General features: G+C 53.4%; 17 protein-coding genes and 1 pseudogene. 9 read left to right on the top strand and 9 right to left on the bottom strand.

What is annotated here, in order from left to right:
* Position 1: 1 nt before the first annotated feature.
* The 7 genes and pseudogenes from CPJ18_RS21775 to CPJ18_RS21745 all read left to right on the top strand — a co-directional run bounded on the left by CPJ18_RS21775 (position 2) and on the right by CPJ18_RS21745 (position 5,232).
* Positions 2-1,006: a branched-chain amino acid ABC transporter permease gene (locus CPJ18_RS21775; protein WP_103660036.1), complete on the top strand. Its 1,005-nt coding sequence runs from the start codon at positions 2-4 to the stop codon at positions 1,004-1,006.
* Positions 1,003-1,767 carry an ABC transporter ATP-binding protein gene (locus CPJ18_RS21770; protein WP_103660001.1) on the top strand — a complete coding sequence of 255 codons (765 nt, stop codon included), beginning with the start codon at positions 1,003-1,005 and terminating at the stop codon, positions 1,765-1,767. The genes CPJ18_RS21775 and CPJ18_RS21770 overlap by 4 nt, the downstream gene beginning before the upstream one ends.
* Positions 1,748-2,476: an ABC transporter ATP-binding protein gene (locus tag CPJ18_RS21765; RefSeq protein ID WP_103660000.1), complete on the top strand. Its 729-nt coding sequence runs from the start codon at positions 1,748-1,750 to the stop codon at positions 2,474-2,476. The genes CPJ18_RS21770 and CPJ18_RS21765 overlap by 20 nt, the downstream gene beginning before the upstream one ends.
* Before the next feature lie 83 nt (positions 2,477-2,559).
* Positions 2,560-3,749 (top strand): IS3 family transposase gene (locus CPJ18_RS21760; protein ID WP_103659999.1). Its coding sequence is split into 2 segments (ribosomal slippage): positions 2,560-2,809 and positions 2,809-3,749, totalling 1,191 coding nucleotides; the frame shifts between segments, so codons are not numbered across the junction.
* 20 nt (positions 3,750-3,769) lie between these two features.
* A pseudogene (locus tag CPJ18_RS21755) lies at positions 3,770-4,051 on the top strand (GNAT family N-acetyltransferase); the annotation flags it as partial.
* A 151-nt stretch (positions 4,052-4,202) separates the two neighbouring features.
* A complete protein-coding gene (locus CPJ18_RS21750) occupies positions 4,203-4,745 on the top strand; it encodes a YcxB family protein (RefSeq protein ID WP_167397956.1) in 543 nt (180 codons plus the stop codon).
* 253 nt (positions 4,746-4,998) lie between these two features.
* Entirely contained in the window at positions 4,999-5,232 is a 234-nt protein-coding gene (locus CPJ18_RS21745; RefSeq protein WP_103659997.1) for a hypothetical protein, read from the top strand.
* 70 nt (positions 5,233-5,302) lie between these two features.
* Here CPJ18_RS21745 and CPJ18_RS21740 read toward each other — a convergent pair whose 3' ends face one another.
* From CPJ18_RS21740 to CPJ18_RS21720, 4 genes are all read right to left on the bottom strand, one after another.
* Positions 5,303-6,379, bottom strand: coding sequence for a hypothetical protein (locus tag CPJ18_RS21740; protein ID WP_103659996.1), 1,077 nt, complete (start codon positions 6,377-6,379; stop codon positions 5,303-5,305).
* Positions 6,380-6,537: 158 nt separating this feature from the next.
* Positions 6,538-6,984, bottom strand: a complete 447-nt coding sequence (locus CPJ18_RS21735; RefSeq protein WP_103659995.1) for a hypothetical protein — start codon at positions 6,982-6,984, stop codon at positions 6,538-6,540.
* Between the two features lie 918 nt (positions 6,985-7,902).
* On the bottom strand, positions 7,903-8,145 hold the full coding sequence (locus tag CPJ18_RS21725) for a flagellin (RefSeq protein ID WP_103659993.1): 243 nt from the start codon (positions 8,143-8,145) through the stop codon (positions 7,903-7,905).
* A 285-nt stretch (positions 8,146-8,430) separates the two neighbouring features.
* Positions 8,431-8,676, bottom strand: a complete 246-nt coding sequence (locus CPJ18_RS21720) for a flagellin N-terminal helical domain-containing protein (protein WP_103659992.1) — start codon at positions 8,674-8,676, stop codon at positions 8,431-8,433.
* On the opposite strand from CPJ18_RS21720, the gene CPJ18_RS26880 reads away from it, so the two are divergent.
* Together CPJ18_RS26880 and CPJ18_RS21710 are read left to right on the top strand one after the other, a co-directional pair.
* Positions 8,649-8,984 (top strand): hypothetical protein, encoded by a 336-nt coding sequence (locus CPJ18_RS26880; protein ID WP_167397954.1) that lies wholly within the window; start codon positions 8,649-8,651, stop codon positions 8,982-8,984. The two genes, CPJ18_RS21720 and CPJ18_RS26880, sit on opposite strands and share 28 nt — an antisense overlap.
* Before the next feature lie 712 nt (positions 8,985-9,696).
* Entirely contained in the window at positions 9,697-10,104 is a 408-nt protein-coding gene (locus CPJ18_RS21710; RefSeq protein ID WP_103585021.1) for a hypothetical protein, read from the top strand.
* A gap of 52 nt (positions 10,105-10,156) precedes the next feature.
* Here CPJ18_RS21710 and fliQ read toward each other — a convergent pair whose 3' ends face one another.
* From fliQ to CPJ18_RS21685, 5 genes are all read right to left on the bottom strand, one after another.
* Positions 10,157-10,423: a flagellar biosynthesis protein FliQ gene (gene fliQ, locus CPJ18_RS21705; protein ID WP_067648679.1), complete on the bottom strand. Its 267-nt coding sequence runs from the start codon at positions 10,421-10,423 to the stop codon at positions 10,157-10,159.
* A 107-nt stretch (positions 10,424-10,530) separates the two neighbouring features.
* Positions 10,531-10,962, bottom strand: a complete 432-nt coding sequence (gene flgD, locus CPJ18_RS21700; RefSeq protein ID WP_077101595.1) for a flagellar hook assembly protein FlgD — start codon at positions 10,960-10,962, stop codon at positions 10,531-10,533.
* Positions 10,956-11,402 carry a flagellar biosynthesis repressor FlbT gene (gene flbT, locus CPJ18_RS21695; RefSeq protein WP_062586496.1) on the bottom strand — a complete coding sequence of 149 codons (447 nt, stop codon included), beginning with the start codon at positions 11,400-11,402 and terminating at the stop codon, positions 10,956-10,958. Before flbT ends, flgD begins: the two co-directional genes overlap by 7 nt.
* Positions 11,399-11,746 (bottom strand): flagellar biosynthesis regulator FlaF, encoded by a 348-nt coding sequence (gene flaF, locus CPJ18_RS21690; RefSeq protein ID WP_103585022.1) that lies wholly within the window; start codon positions 11,744-11,746, stop codon positions 11,399-11,401. Before flaF ends, flbT begins: the two co-directional genes overlap by 4 nt.
* 55 nt (positions 11,747-11,801) lie before the next feature.
* On the bottom strand, positions 11,802-12,815 hold the full coding sequence (locus tag CPJ18_RS21685) for a flagellar hook-associated family protein (RefSeq protein WP_077118730.1): 1,014 nt from the start codon (positions 12,813-12,815) through the stop codon (positions 11,802-11,804).
* Position 12,816 lies beyond the last annotated feature (1 nt).

Genomic DNA, 12,816 nt, shown 5'->3' with positions numbered 1-12,816 from the left:
AATGATCTCCAACCTAAACAACAATATCGCCCTCGGCGCGAAAACGCGCAGCTCTTTGGTTCGCGACCTCATCGGCATCAGCGTGATCGTGATTGCGGCCGTGGTCGGCTATATGCTGTTCCCGGACAATCTGGCTCTGCTGACGCGCATCCTTGCGATCGCCCTTCTCGTGCTGGCACTCGATCTCGTCACCGGATATTGCGGCGTCGCGACACTTGGCCATGCCGCGCTGTTTGGATCTGGCGCTTATGCCGCCGGTATTCTTTCGGCCCATTTCGGCATAAACGACCCGTTGCTTATGACATTGGCAGGTCTCGTCGGCGGTGCGATTTCCGGCCTGCTTTGCGGCGCGGTCATGCTGCGCGCCCATGGCTTGCCGCAGCTCGTCCTGTCAATTGCGCTCATCCACCTGTTTCATGAACTTGCCAACAAGATGTCATCCTGGACCGGCGGCAGTGACGGACTTGCGGGCATCGCGCCGGATCCCGTTTTCGGCATGTTCGAGTTCGACCTTTACGGTCAGACGGCCTATGTTTTCGGCGTCGTTCTTCTGCTGATCGTGTTTGCGTTTCTGAGGATACTCGTTCGCTCGCCTTTCGGCATGCTCAGCCGCGGTGTTCGCCAGGATACATTGCGAATTCGAGCGATGGGCGCATCCCCGAGCTCTGTGTTGATCAGGATGTACGTCATATCAGGCGCAGTCGCCGGCCTGGGTGGCGCGTTGAACGCCATCTCGACGCAGGTCGTTGCACTCGATACGCTATCCTTTACCCAGTCTGCGGAGGCGCTCGTCATGCTGGTGCTTGGCGGTACCGGTTCCCTGTTCGGTGCCTTGGCCGGAACGCTCATCTTCATGTTGTTCGAGGATTACGTCTCAGCTGCCAACCCTTTCCATTGGCTGACGATGGTCGGCGCGTTGCTGATCGCCGTTGTTCTGTTCGCGCCGAAGGGGCTTTACGGAACGGCCGCCGATTATGTCTCACGGCGCAGGGAGGCAAAGCCATGAGCGCGGTTTTTGAAGTCAACAAACTGAATAAGGCCTTTGGTGGGCTGACCGTCACCGACAACGTCTCGCTATCTATGATGCCGGGCGACCGTGTCGCGCTGATTGGGCCGAACGGCGCGGGCAAAACCACGCTCGTTAACCTCGTAACCGGCAATCTGCGGCCTGATTCCGGAGACGTGCGCCTTAACGGTGAGACCGTCACGAAAATTGGCGCGACGGGTCGCGTCAGGCGGGGTCTCGTGCGCTCCTTTCAGGTCACACGGCTTTTTCAGGATATGACGCCTGCCGAACATGTGGCGCTTGCGGTCCTGCAACGTGATGGCCGCGCCACTAGCCTGTTCGGGAATTTTTTGACGATGCCTGACGTTATGGCCGAAGTTGCGGCGCTGCTTGGAAAGCTGGGTCTGGCCGACCTTGCGCACCGCAGGGTCAGTGAGATTGCCTACGGCCAGCAGCGCCTGCTGGAGCTAGCAATGGCCCTGGCTCTGAAGCCGAAGGTGTTGCTTCTGGATGAGCCAGCGGCGGGCGTGCCGCAAAGCGATACCGGCCTTATCGAAAGCGCCCTTGCAAACCTGCCCGCTGATCTTGCGGTGCTCATGATTGAGCATGACATGGATCTGGTTTTCCGTTTTGCAAAACGCGTGATCGTTCTGGCGGGGGGAGCCGTTATTTTCGACGGGCTCCCCAACGATGTCACCAAGGATGCCCGCGTGCGGGAAGCTTACCTAGGGAGTTACGCCGATGCCAGCCAAGTCGCTTGAGGTCGAAAAGCTCTCCGCCGGATACGGCCAGACCAGGGTGTTGGAAGATGTTTCCTTTTCGGTGCCCTCTGGTCAGCGCTTAGCCGTGCTGGGTCGAAACGGCATGGGCAAGACGACCTTGTTGGCCACGCTCGCGGGCCAAACTACGCGCTACGAAGGACAGATACGACTTGGCGGCACTGATATCATGACCTCGCCGAGCGCATCGCGAGCGCATGCGGGGCTTGGCTATGTGCCGCAGGCGCGCTGCGTGTTTCCGACGCTGACCGTGGAGGAAAATCTGTTTGTTGGCTTGAAGGGGCGACCAAAATCGGCGCTAGACGAAGCCTACCAGATGTTTCCGCGTCTTAAAGAACGGCGTCGAAACCTCGGTACCCAACTGTCTGGTGGCGAACAACAGATGCTTTCTACCGCCCGCTCCATCCTTGGCCGTCCATCAGTTTTGTTGCTGGACGAACCACTGGAAGGACTGGCTCCGGTGATCTGCGAGGAACTGATGCTTGCGTTCGCCGATCTGGCGAAAACAGGTGACATGACAATCCTTCTGGTCGAGCAGCGCATTCAAAGCGCCCTTGACTTCGCTGAGCAGGTCATCATTCTCGAACGCGGTAGGCTGGCGTGGAGCGGAACGCCGCGTGCCCTTGTTGGCGACCATGACACGGTTGAGCGACTTCTCGGTGTCGGAGGACTTGTCACGGAGGACGCGTAGGCGTTCGAACGGTGCTGTGTGACCTTGCCCCGTTGAAATAATCCATTTTGAAGTAAGCTCTGGCCCATTGAGAGGACCAGGGAATGAAGCGCAACCGTTTTACAGACGAACAGATCATCGGCATTCTGAAGGAGCACGAGGCGGGCACGCCGGTCTCGGAGCTTTGCCGCAAGCACGGTGTCAGTGATGCGAGCATCTACAAGTGGAAGGCCAAGTTCGGCGGCATGGACGTATCCGAAGCCAAGCGGCTGAGGACGCTGGAGGACGAGAACGCGAAGCTGAAGCGGCTTCTTGCGGATGCCATGCTCGACAATGCAGCTTTGAAAGACCTTTTGGGAAAGAAGTGGTGACGCCCGCGGCAAAGCGGCGAGCTGTCGCTCATCTGATGGATCATCACCAGATGAGCGAACGGCGGGCGTGTAAAGCCATCGGCTTTTGCCGGATGACGATCCGTTACGAAACCAGGCGCAGCGATGATCACGACATTCGCGAGCGAATGAAGGCGCTGGCGCATGAACGCCGCCGTTTTGGATATCGACGCCTTCATGTGCTGCTTAGACGCGAGGGCCATCTTGTGAACCACAAGAAACTCTTCCGGCTCTATCGGGAAGAGAAGCTGACGGTAAGCAAGCGTGGCGGGCGTAAGCGGGCGATAGGCACCCGAGCGCCGATGTTGATCCCGACGGCTGCCAATGATCGCTGGTCGCTGGACTTCGTGTCAGATCAGCTCACCGATGGCCGCAGGTTCCGGGTGCTTACGATCGTCGATGATTGCACAAGAGAATGCCTGGCTCTCGTCGCCGATACGTCCCTTTCCGGCTTGCGGGTTGCCCATGAGTTGGACCGGATCATCGAGAGACGTGGCAAGCCGAGGATGATTGTCAGTGACAACGGCAGTGAGTTCACCAGTAATGCAATCCTGCAATGGGCGGATCGGACGAAAGTGGAATGGCACTATATAGCGCCTGGCAAACCGATCCAGAACGCCTTTATCGAAAGCTTCAATGGACGGCTACGAGACGAGTTACTGAATGAGACCCTCTTCTCGTCACTGACCCATGCTCGATCTTCACTTTCAGCCTGGCGAGGAGATTACAACGAACATCGACCACACTCTGGGCTCGGCTGGATGACACCTGCAGAGTTCGCTCAAACCATCAACCCGCGACGTGATGCGGTGATGCGCAGCCGAAGTGGCTCCGCACCGCAACCCGCCGCTACCGCCCAGAATGCAGCAACCCAAAACCGCTGGAGCGAACTCAAAACTGGATAAAACTTGGGGGCAAGGTCAGAGAGGTTGGATACATTTTCAATCCAGCCTTTGCCGGAAATGGATATGCGACGGAAGCGGTTGCCGCGATGATCAACATAGGCTTCTCCTCGTTTGGATTTCATCGAATATTCGCACGATTGGATGCAGCGAATGGAGGTTCGGTCGGTGTGGTGGAGCGACTAGGATTGCGCCGCGAAGCGCATTTGATCCAGAACGACCGCTTCAAAGATGTTTGGGGAGATGAGTACATCTACGCCGTCCTTGCCACCGAATGGAAATCCCGAACTAACCGCGATATATGAGTGGTCTCCGCTATCAATGCCCAAACTGCTTCGCGCCATTTCTTGCCGCCACGCCGATGTGCCACGTTCGCTTGTTGTGAAAAATCGGGCTGATCGAAACAGGCGAAACCTATACCTTGAGGAACGATTACGAAGAATTGGGGTCATCACAATGAACGATGAGAGATTTGAAATCACATACATCCTCACCCCACGCGATTATGCCGCGATGACGTCGGCTATTACGAGACGGTCGTTCGGCAGAAATATCTACACATTCGCGCTCCTAATGGCCTCAGTTTGGTGTTTGATGGTCTTCTTCATGAAAATTTACGACCCACTAGAAATGATGCGCAGGGTCGCCGCCGATAGTATTTCAGTATCCGCTTTTGCAGTTCTTTTGATCTTTGTGTGTGCGGTTACGATTGCCAATCAATGGATCGTCTGGGGAGTCTCGTATCTTCACTATAGGAAGTTGGCCTCTGCCGGTTCGACCATCAGTATGACGATGGACGAGACAGGCATTCAAAGCCGGTCCGCTGTGGCCAGTTCTGTAATTCCATGGAACACCGTAAAACGAGTGCTGCGGGAGAAAGACCACATAATCGCTGCGATTTCAGAACGAGAAGCGCTCATCTTTCCGAGACGTAGTTTTAAGTCAGAAAAAGATTTCGACGCGGCCGTGGTTTACGCATTAAAACGAGTGTCTTCTTGACGGTAAGCGGAACCGTCCTAAAACCCGTCATGTTCGCCAATTTGAATAATGGATGCACCCTTGCGATTTATTGTTTCGCTCATGTTCGTTGTGCCTGCATCGGCGGCAATCGCTGTTACGCAGCGGTCAACCACCATGGACATGCTCTGTCTGGTCCACATGCACCTCAGCCGACATATGTGTAGACTCTTCAGGTCGACGGATAGAGTTTAGCCTTTCTCAGATATCGGACGAAGCGAACAGGTATCACCTGTTGGGTGATGATGGCGATGCGCAGGTCGCATTGGAACTTCCCGACTTGGATGCCGCCACGCAATTTGCGCAAACCTACACCTCTGTTGAACCCGCACCGGCCATCCTAATTCGGAACGACTTGATTTCCGACACGCATAGTTTTTGGTTGCAGACCATCTCGCGGCGCGGTGACGGCACCCATTTCATCACAAATGAAAAAATGCTCGTCTCGTGTAACAGTATCCAAAAGTAACTGATGAAGAACGCAGAAAAGCTGGTTGCGTCGTTCACCGGCAACCGTGTGCCAAACAATGGATGGCTGTCTATTGAGGTTGGGCTGCCGCAATACTGCATTCTGCGAAAGCTTCTAGCTGGGACCGCGTTTTGGGCCAGTTCGCGATATTGGCGGGTCTGAAAGTGCCCTCAATAGATACCGTCGCGACGTCAAACCGGAAACTGCAGCCGGGATTGGGATAACGGTCCTTGCTCGCGCACTGGATGAGTTCGGTAATTTCACCGTTGTTCATTGCGATGTACGATGTCGACCAAAGGGAACGGTCCATTCGGTTCTGGTTAATAAACCTCTGAAGTCCCGGAACCGTCGATGGCACAAGCTCTAAATCAGGCGGGGCATTCAGGCTGGAAAAATTACCTTGCAAAGAGTTTAGCAACCTGTTGGCCGTGCGGGCGGTGGGCCATCCAGTGGAGAAATTGAAGGTGGTCAAAGGTCGGCGCTCCATGAGAGGTATCACTTTGCCTTGGGAATCGCGCTTATCTTGTTCTGTGACTGGCGTAGCGTCATCGCTGTGCATCTGAAACCGAGCTACCTCGACCTTCACACCCGGCTTTGGATGTTTTGACGGGAACGATTCAAATTGGATAGGATAACGGATGGAAACCGAGCGGCTCGGTATACCTGATTGCTCCCCTTGGTGGGGTAAAATCAAAGTTCTATCCAAGAGCTTCCCGATATTCCGGAAGCCGCTGCAGGCGGCGATGTCAGGCAAAGTTGCCGCGTCCGGCAATCGGGCATACGCTTTCTCTGCTTGCCAGTTTTTGTAAGACCAGTGGGCTGCCAGCGCCGCCGGTGGAATTGCGAGCCCGAGACAAGCTGCAACAAGCCCGCCGAGCGAAAAAACTCTTTTTTTGGTGAGTAAAAGCACGGACCGAGTGATGTGACCCGCAACGGCACCGATTACATAGACAAAGACCGGGATGCTCAGCGCCATCAAAACAAAGAAACCGCCAGTGCCCGCGAGCGCTATTATTGCGCACACAAAAACGATGTGAGCAAGCAGACTGATCCACCAATCGCGCCTCGAATGTATGCGCAACATAGGAAATAAAAAACCTACCCCATACATCAGGGCGATAATTAGGTAGGAGATCGTGGGGGTCATACCGCTCCAAGAATGCAAAGTGTTGGACGTTTACCTGCTGACACCAATCAGGGCCATCTGCTAATGTCTTCATATCAGGCTTGTCCAAAGATGTTGTTAGGGCACAGGCTCGATGGAATTCTTTATTTAAGCCATCTGTCCCAACGCGATCACCTATACTATTGCTCTGCCGCCGATTGATTTCTGGTCGCGATGTAGTTGTGAATGAAAAATAGGAAATGCAGCACGATTGCGAAGCATATGGCGTTTCTTGCGATGCCTGAAGCCTGTCTCCATCCGAGAACTGTCCGCAAGCCATTCACGGCCAGTTCTCCTTGGTTTCCACCCGCAGACGAAGCAATCTCGGTCTCCGTCGACAACAGCCACGAAGAGCCTAATATAAGTGCGTACGAAAAAACCGTATCAGCCAGCAAAACCGTATGGAATGTCAACGGAAACCTATTTTTTGAAGTGATGGCGCTGGCTGTAAACGACGTTAAAAGCAAAACAACGAAATAGGCGATTGACCCCAAAACACTGTAGAAAACTACATTGAATGCTAACCCATCGGAATTCGTTGTGATGCCGCTCAGGCCATAAACCCAAACAGCAGTCAGCAAAATCATTGAAGCAAATATCATGAATCTAATGAAAAAACTGCATGTGAGGCCGTTTCATCTAAGAATATCGAGGAGTTTATCTAGCAGCGCCTGGATTAAATGATCATGAAAGTCCCGATGAACCCGTTACAGCTATTCAAAGGCGACATTTCGGTACGCTACGAAATCACGATAAACTGCGCCGCAGCGGAACACCGTTTACGCTGTCCAATTGATTTGAATATATGGGCTGCATGACCAAACCAGAATTCCATGTTCTCCAACGGAACTTTTTAAGAATACTCACGGTGCTCCTGGCGCTTTGTAATTTCGATCTTGCGGATGCGGAAGCTATAACCTTTCCGGGTGGTTTCACGCTCGGAAGCTCATTCGGTGATGCCAAACTGCACGCGGACTCTCGTGGGTGGCAGATTACCCCTTTGTCACCTGAGCTACCGGGATCGTGGGTGGTAGAGGGGCAAGATATAGGGATTTATGTTTGCGACGATACCTTGGAGAGCTTGAGCAAGAGGCTTACAGGAAATCTGGACGACTTCGCAGCGCAAGTGGCGGAGCTAACCGTGTATCGAGGTAAACCGGCATTTCAGGTTGCCTCGTTCATGATAGGATCGACACGAATTTCGAGTATCGACGCACGCTTTCCAAACGTAGACAATATAAACGTTGCAGTGCAGTTCGAAAGCACGGGTGGGAAGCTCGCAATAACCACGAGATATTTTTCTGACAAATGTGCCGACCAGGTGGTCGGGCGTCCCATATCTACATCACGTCAGTAGCAAAGTTCTCTGAAAGCCGACTGACGCTTCGGCAGTGTTTCGCAGAAGACGTCTTCGAGGCCAAGCGCCGATGCAACGGCGTATCGTGGTGGATGGATTGCGCTGTTTCCGGGCGTGAGAACAAAGCTCGAAAACAATCAGGTTACGATCACTGGAATAGACCTAAAACCGTGTTGGGAGTTTGGTTGGCAATGCTCAGCGCCTGGAACGCCAGTTGTCGCTGTGATTGCAGCGCAGTGACCTTGGCTGACTGTTCCTCCATGTCGGCGTCGACCAATCGGCCTACGCCTTTGCTCACGTTATCCATCATAACTTTGTTGAATTCATCCTGCATGTCGACTTGCTGTTGGGTAGAGCCCACGGCCGCCATGCCGTCGGTGACCGCTCCCATTCGTTCGGTATCTGCCCCACCAAAGCGTTGTAATACTCGTTCCGGTCGAGGTCGCAAGCGGTAATCGCCAGCTCAGAATTTCGCAGCGTGTACTGGTTCTGGTTCTTGGCGACAGTGCCACCGTAGTCCACAAATGTGAGCGAGTAGATGATGTTGGCGCTCCACAGAATGCCATCAAGGTAGCCCATGTTTTCTGATCTGGGCTGGTTCCACAGATTGTCTTCGGTTCGACCGTAGTTGATCATCGTGGTCGCTTTTTGTGTCGATCTCGAGGTTTGAACCTTGTCATTGGCACAGCCGGTCGTAAATTGCCGCGTTACGCCGGGCATCCATCCCGGCGTAGGTTGTGTCCAAAACGGCTTTCGCGAGACCGATGCTGTCAGAGACAGCGCTCATGGCGTGCTTATCAGAATTCATCGTGGTGGAGATCGACCAGTAGGCAACGTTATCCTCTGCCTTTCCAACCCGCAGCCCGGATAACAACCAAGAAGGCTCATCCGGTAATGTCAGCGGCCTTGGACACGATGACATCGGTCGAGGTCGCGGCGGCGCTGGGCATCCATCCGGACCGTTTCCACTCAATCTTCGATGCAAAGCTTCTCCCCCCCGTGGAGGTCGCGCAACCTGGCATCCGCCCCTTTACCCGTGTGCATCGCACGGACTATGAAAAGTTTGCAGAGGGATTGGCAGCGCAGGTGGCAAGCGACGCAGAGCGGGGCTCTCTTGTGAGCGTTTACAGCGCGACGCGGCGGACATTCTGCAGCATTTTGGAAGTCGTTGCCCTAGCCTTGCAAGGAAAACTGAAGAGCCTCCGGCGTCATCTCTGGTCTTGGGGTTGATATTGCTGAACTCAAGCCTCTTCTTTTCGCCTTTCGAAAAAAAGAGGCTGCAGATCGCAAGCTCGCTGTTTTCGATTCAAGTGACCGTAACTCGAATCTCCTGAACGCAGAACAAGCGAAAGATCGCCTTGGCACGACAACGGAGACCGTCGCGGAACTCTTGCGGCTAAACTTCTTTCATTTTGTTGAAGCGCCGAACCCGGCAACGAAACGAGTTCAAAAATACATCTGCGCGAAGTCGGTCGAAGAGTTTTCCGCAAAATACATTTCGCTTACGGCTCTGGCAGAGCAAACGAGAATCTTCGGTGCCACGCTCCGCATCAGGCTTTCAGAAGATGGCATTTGGCCGGTCTATGAGACCTACGGCTAGGGACGCTCGTTTTTATACGAGGTCTGGCTTGGAACGCCTCGATCTCAGACGATAACCAACCGACACATATGAATTACAATCTTTGGGCTCGCTTCGGCGGGCCCTTTTTTTGGTCCGGGTTTTCTGGAAACCGGATGGGCGGACAAATCTATCGGATCATCTCTCCCATGACTTTGAGATAGCGTTTGAGAAACCGCAGCAAAATCAATAAAGCGGTTATGCTCTAGCGACGAACCAAGAGAGCGCAATCAATCTTATGTTCGTGTTGCGTTGCCGTTATGCTCTTGACTATTATGGCTATTGTGACAATTTCAGCGCGCATTCGACCATTGGAGAGCGACAATGAAATTTGCGGTAGCGACTTTTGGCTTAGTTCTTATCGCCAGCGCTGCACAGGCGGCAACCTGCGAGACGAACTTCAAGGTATCAGGCGTGCCCTTGATGTCAGCCATGAGCTATAAATCCTGGCAAGAGTTTCCAAAGGCCAAGGCATCCACTGTCTTGCAGAAACTCGCACAGGCGGTTTCAGCGGAAGGGTTTTCCGGTGTGAAGATCGACAAGGCTCTGTCATCTGTCGATGCCTTTCAGGAAACAACGGGCTCGGGCCGAATTCAGACGCTGAGAGTTGTTGCCCGTCAGAAAGGTGCCGGCGTCAGAGTGGATGTTGTTTTCAATATTCAGGCGGGTCAGGTCACCGACAAAGCCGTCGTTCGCGAAGGCATTTGCAATATTATGGCCGGGGCTCTCTGAGGAGAGGACTACAAGCGCGTAAACCGCGCTCGCCCATCACACTTCAACCGCGTTAAAAGCCGGATTGAACGCGGGAAAAAACCATGTTGGTGAACATGCCGATCTGAGAGCCGACGAAGGGCGCGGAAAGGCCGATTGCGACCATGACAGCAATGATCTTGGGAACGAATGTCAGGGTCGTTTCCTGAATCTGCGTCAGCGCCTGAATGAGCGCGATGATGATACCGACTGCCATGGCAGCCGATACCGCAGGACCGGATGCAATCAGGACAGTCCAGATCGCATTTTGCATGATGTCGAGAGCGTCGGCCTCATTCATTTCAGTCCGCTCGATCCAATCGGCGTCACGAAGCCGAATTGAGAAATCAAAATTTCAGTGACGCCGTTTCCGTCTGGATAGAGCGGTATATGATTCGCGATCAGCCGTTAAGACGCGGTCGTTGCGGTATCCGCGATTTTGATGCCTGAGCCGATGACGATCGTGCCACCAGTTGTTGTGGTCGCCGTAAGACCGTCAGACGTCACCTTCACCGAAGCAACGACACCCGTCGTCTTTTCGTCCGCACTCGTCAATGTCTTGCCGATATAAGACGATGCGTTCGAGAGGGTATTGATAGAGATCAGATTTTCAAGATTGGTGTTCGTCTTGATCGTCTGTTCGACCTGGGAGAAGGTCGCGAGCTGCGCGACCTGTTCACTGGCGTCCATCGGATCCGTCGGATCCTGGTTCTTCATCTGCGCGATCAAAAGCTGCAGAAAGTTATCGTAGTCCAGTGTTGCAGCTTTCGAATCGGACTTGGAGGCCGCCGTCGTTGCTGCTGTCGTCGTCGCTGTTGTGCTTGTGACGCTGTCTACCATGGTGCGATTTCCCGTCTCAGTTCATTGACCACCGCAGGTGTGATTTCATGGCTGTTGAGAATGGCTTCTTCCTTCGCATAAAGGCCACGAATGGTCTTGAGCGCGTCGAAAGGACGGCCGGACGATACCGTCGCATCAATCCGCTTCAGTTCAGAGCGAATTTCTTCGTTCTTGAAGGTTGTCAGCAACATGGTGATCGATTTGCGGAACAGCGAGAGTGACTGCTCCTTGCCTTCCGGATTGATCAGCATCATCTGGACGATGAAATAGAGCTGCCGCAAAGGTGTCGTGGTGTCTTCGAGTTGAAGAACGTGATTTTCCAGAAGGAAGGTCACGTCATTGAGGAACTCCAGAGACACTTTCCTGTCAACGCGCAGAACAGCGCCGTTGATGAAGATTTTTTCCCCAGACTTCAAAGAGATGCGCAGCGTGCTTTTCATTTTAATCCATCCTTGATGATGGTTGTAACGTCGATTATGCCCTGATAATTCTTGGATTTACGTTTGCGTATTTGCTCGCACTCTCTAAGAATCCAGATAGCGATGGAAATCAGGTTGGCTTTTAGTTCAACGGGAAGCTCATTCTCAGGCTGCTTAAGGTCGTCGATAAGCCTGGTCCAAACACGTCTCGTGTAAAAAATTGCTTCGATCCCGTCCTTGCCGTATTGATCGCGCTCTTTGGCGATGGCGAGAAGTTCGATCGACCTGTCGAGAACCTGTCTTTCTCTATCGCGGGCGATATTGGGGTCATCCTCCATTATCTCCGCATATGAAAACTGGAACATTCATCTTTCCTTCATGGTCTTAACTGCCACCTGTCATGGGTGTTTTCTGTTTTCACTAGAGATAGTTTACCAGGCTCAGGCCCTGTATTTTCGACGTGATCGAGTAAGATGTCTCGACCTGATTCATAAGCTCGGTCAGACGCGTCGAGGCCTCATAGGTATCAACGCCAACAAGGTTGGTCAGTTGAGTGTCGATGATGGTCTTCTGAGAACTCATGTAGGTATTCGCCTTTTCCACTCGTTCCTGGGACAGGCCAATTTTCGAACGCTGGGTATCGATGCCGGAAATTGCAGAACCAGCGAGGCTCGTAGTCGTGTCATTGACGACGGATAGCGCACTTGCGCTCAATCCAGAGTTTACCAGCTGAGACGATATCACACCTGCGAGTACAAGGCTTTTGAAACCATCGGAATTGGCCGTGGTGGATGTAGATACGGTTTCCGAAGTACTAATGCGGCTGCTCATGGTCGTCTCGGACGCACCTGTCCATGACGGCCAGTCGAAGCTGTCCTGATAGTCCGTCAGAAACGTCTTCATCTCGTCGGCGGTGACCGCAGACGGATCAGGAAACTGGGCCGAGAACTGAGCGTTGAAATCGTCGGCGATATCAGTGATGAACGTGTCACCCAGCGTCTGCGCGTCCGTATTGATGCCAGAGAAGAGATATTCGCCGTTTACAGCGGTGTTCGAATAGCTGACGAAATTTTCCAAAGTGGACATCGCCGTCGTCTTGGCAACGCTCAGACTGCTGGCATCGTTGTTACCGCTGAGGGCAATGACCGAGTTCAGAAGGCTCTGCGCCGAGGCCGACATGTTTTCCATGGCGAGCTGCGAAGCATCCATGCGTTGCTCGGCGATGGAATTGGCATCCATGATCGACTGGAGACGAGCACTTTCACGCGTGTAATCCAGACTGGTGGATGTGCGCGTTCCAAGCTCCAGACCAACGTCCGCATATGTGCCGGTCACGGCTTCCGTCTGCAATTTCGTGATTTCCGTCTGCGCATTGGTGACGGTCAACTGCATGGCATTGCTAATGGATTGAGAAGAAATGGGTGTGGTCTTCATA

It is taken from the genome of Agrobacterium rosae (assembly GCF_002915175.1).
GTDB classification, from domain to species: Bacteria; Pseudomonadota; Alphaproteobacteria; order Rhizobiales; family Rhizobiaceae; genus Agrobacterium; species Agrobacterium rosae.
Note: the sequence above shows the minus strand (reverse complement) of the source record. Positions and strands in the feature narration are given on the sequence as shown.

Coding starts and splice junctions, on each gene's coding strand:
- CPJ18_RS21725 (WP_103659993.1), bottom strand. CDS start 8,145: ATGGGAGCGGTCACCGACGGCATGGCGGCCGTGGGCTCTACCCAACAG.
- fliQ (WP_067648679.1), bottom strand. CDS start 10,423: ATGAATGAGGCCGACGCTCTCGACATCATGCAAAATGCGATCTGGACT.
- CPJ18_RS21740 (WP_103659996.1), bottom strand. CDS start 6,379: ATGACCCCCACGATCTCCTACCTAATTATCGCCCTGATGTATGGGGTA.
- CPJ18_RS26880 (WP_167397954.1), top strand. CDS start 8,649: ATGTCAGCGGCCTTGGACACGATGACATCGGTCGAGGTCGCGGCGGCG.
- CPJ18_RS21735 (WP_103659995.1), bottom strand. CDS start 6,984: ATGATTTTGCTGACTGCTGTTTGGGTTTATGGCCTGAGCGGCATCACA.
- CPJ18_RS21775 (WP_103660036.1), top strand. CDS start 2: ATGATCTCCAACCTAAACAACAATATCGCCCTCGGCGCGAAAACGCGC.
- CPJ18_RS21770 (WP_103660001.1), top strand. CDS start 1,003: ATGAGCGCGGTTTTTGAAGTCAACAAACTGAATAAGGCCTTTGGTGGG.
- flgD (WP_077101595.1), bottom strand. CDS start 10,962: ATGGTAGACAGCGTCACAAGCACAACAGCGACGACGACAGCAGCAACG.
- CPJ18_RS21710 (WP_103585021.1), top strand. CDS start 9,697: ATGAAATTTGCGGTAGCGACTTTTGGCTTAGTTCTTATCGCCAGCGCT.
- CPJ18_RS21765 (WP_103660000.1), top strand. CDS start 1,748: ATGCCAGCCAAGTCGCTTGAGGTCGAAAAGCTCTCCGCCGGATACGGC.
- flbT (WP_062586496.1), bottom strand. CDS start 11,402: ATGAAAAGCACGCTGCGCATCTCTTTGAAGTCTGGGGAAAAAATCTTC.
- CPJ18_RS21685 (WP_077118730.1), bottom strand. CDS start 12,815: ATGAAGACCACACCCATTTCTTCTCAATCCATTAGCAATGCCATGCAG.
- CPJ18_RS21750 (WP_167397956.1), top strand. CDS start 4,203: ATGAACGATGAGAGATTTGAAATCACATACATCCTCACCCCACGCGAT.
- flaF (WP_103585022.1), bottom strand. CDS start 11,746: ATGTTCCAGTTTTCATATGCGGAGATAATGGAGGATGACCCCAATATC.
- CPJ18_RS21720 (WP_103659992.1), bottom strand. CDS start 8,676: ATGTCATCGTGTCCAAGGCCGCTGACATTACCGGATGAGCCTTCTTGG.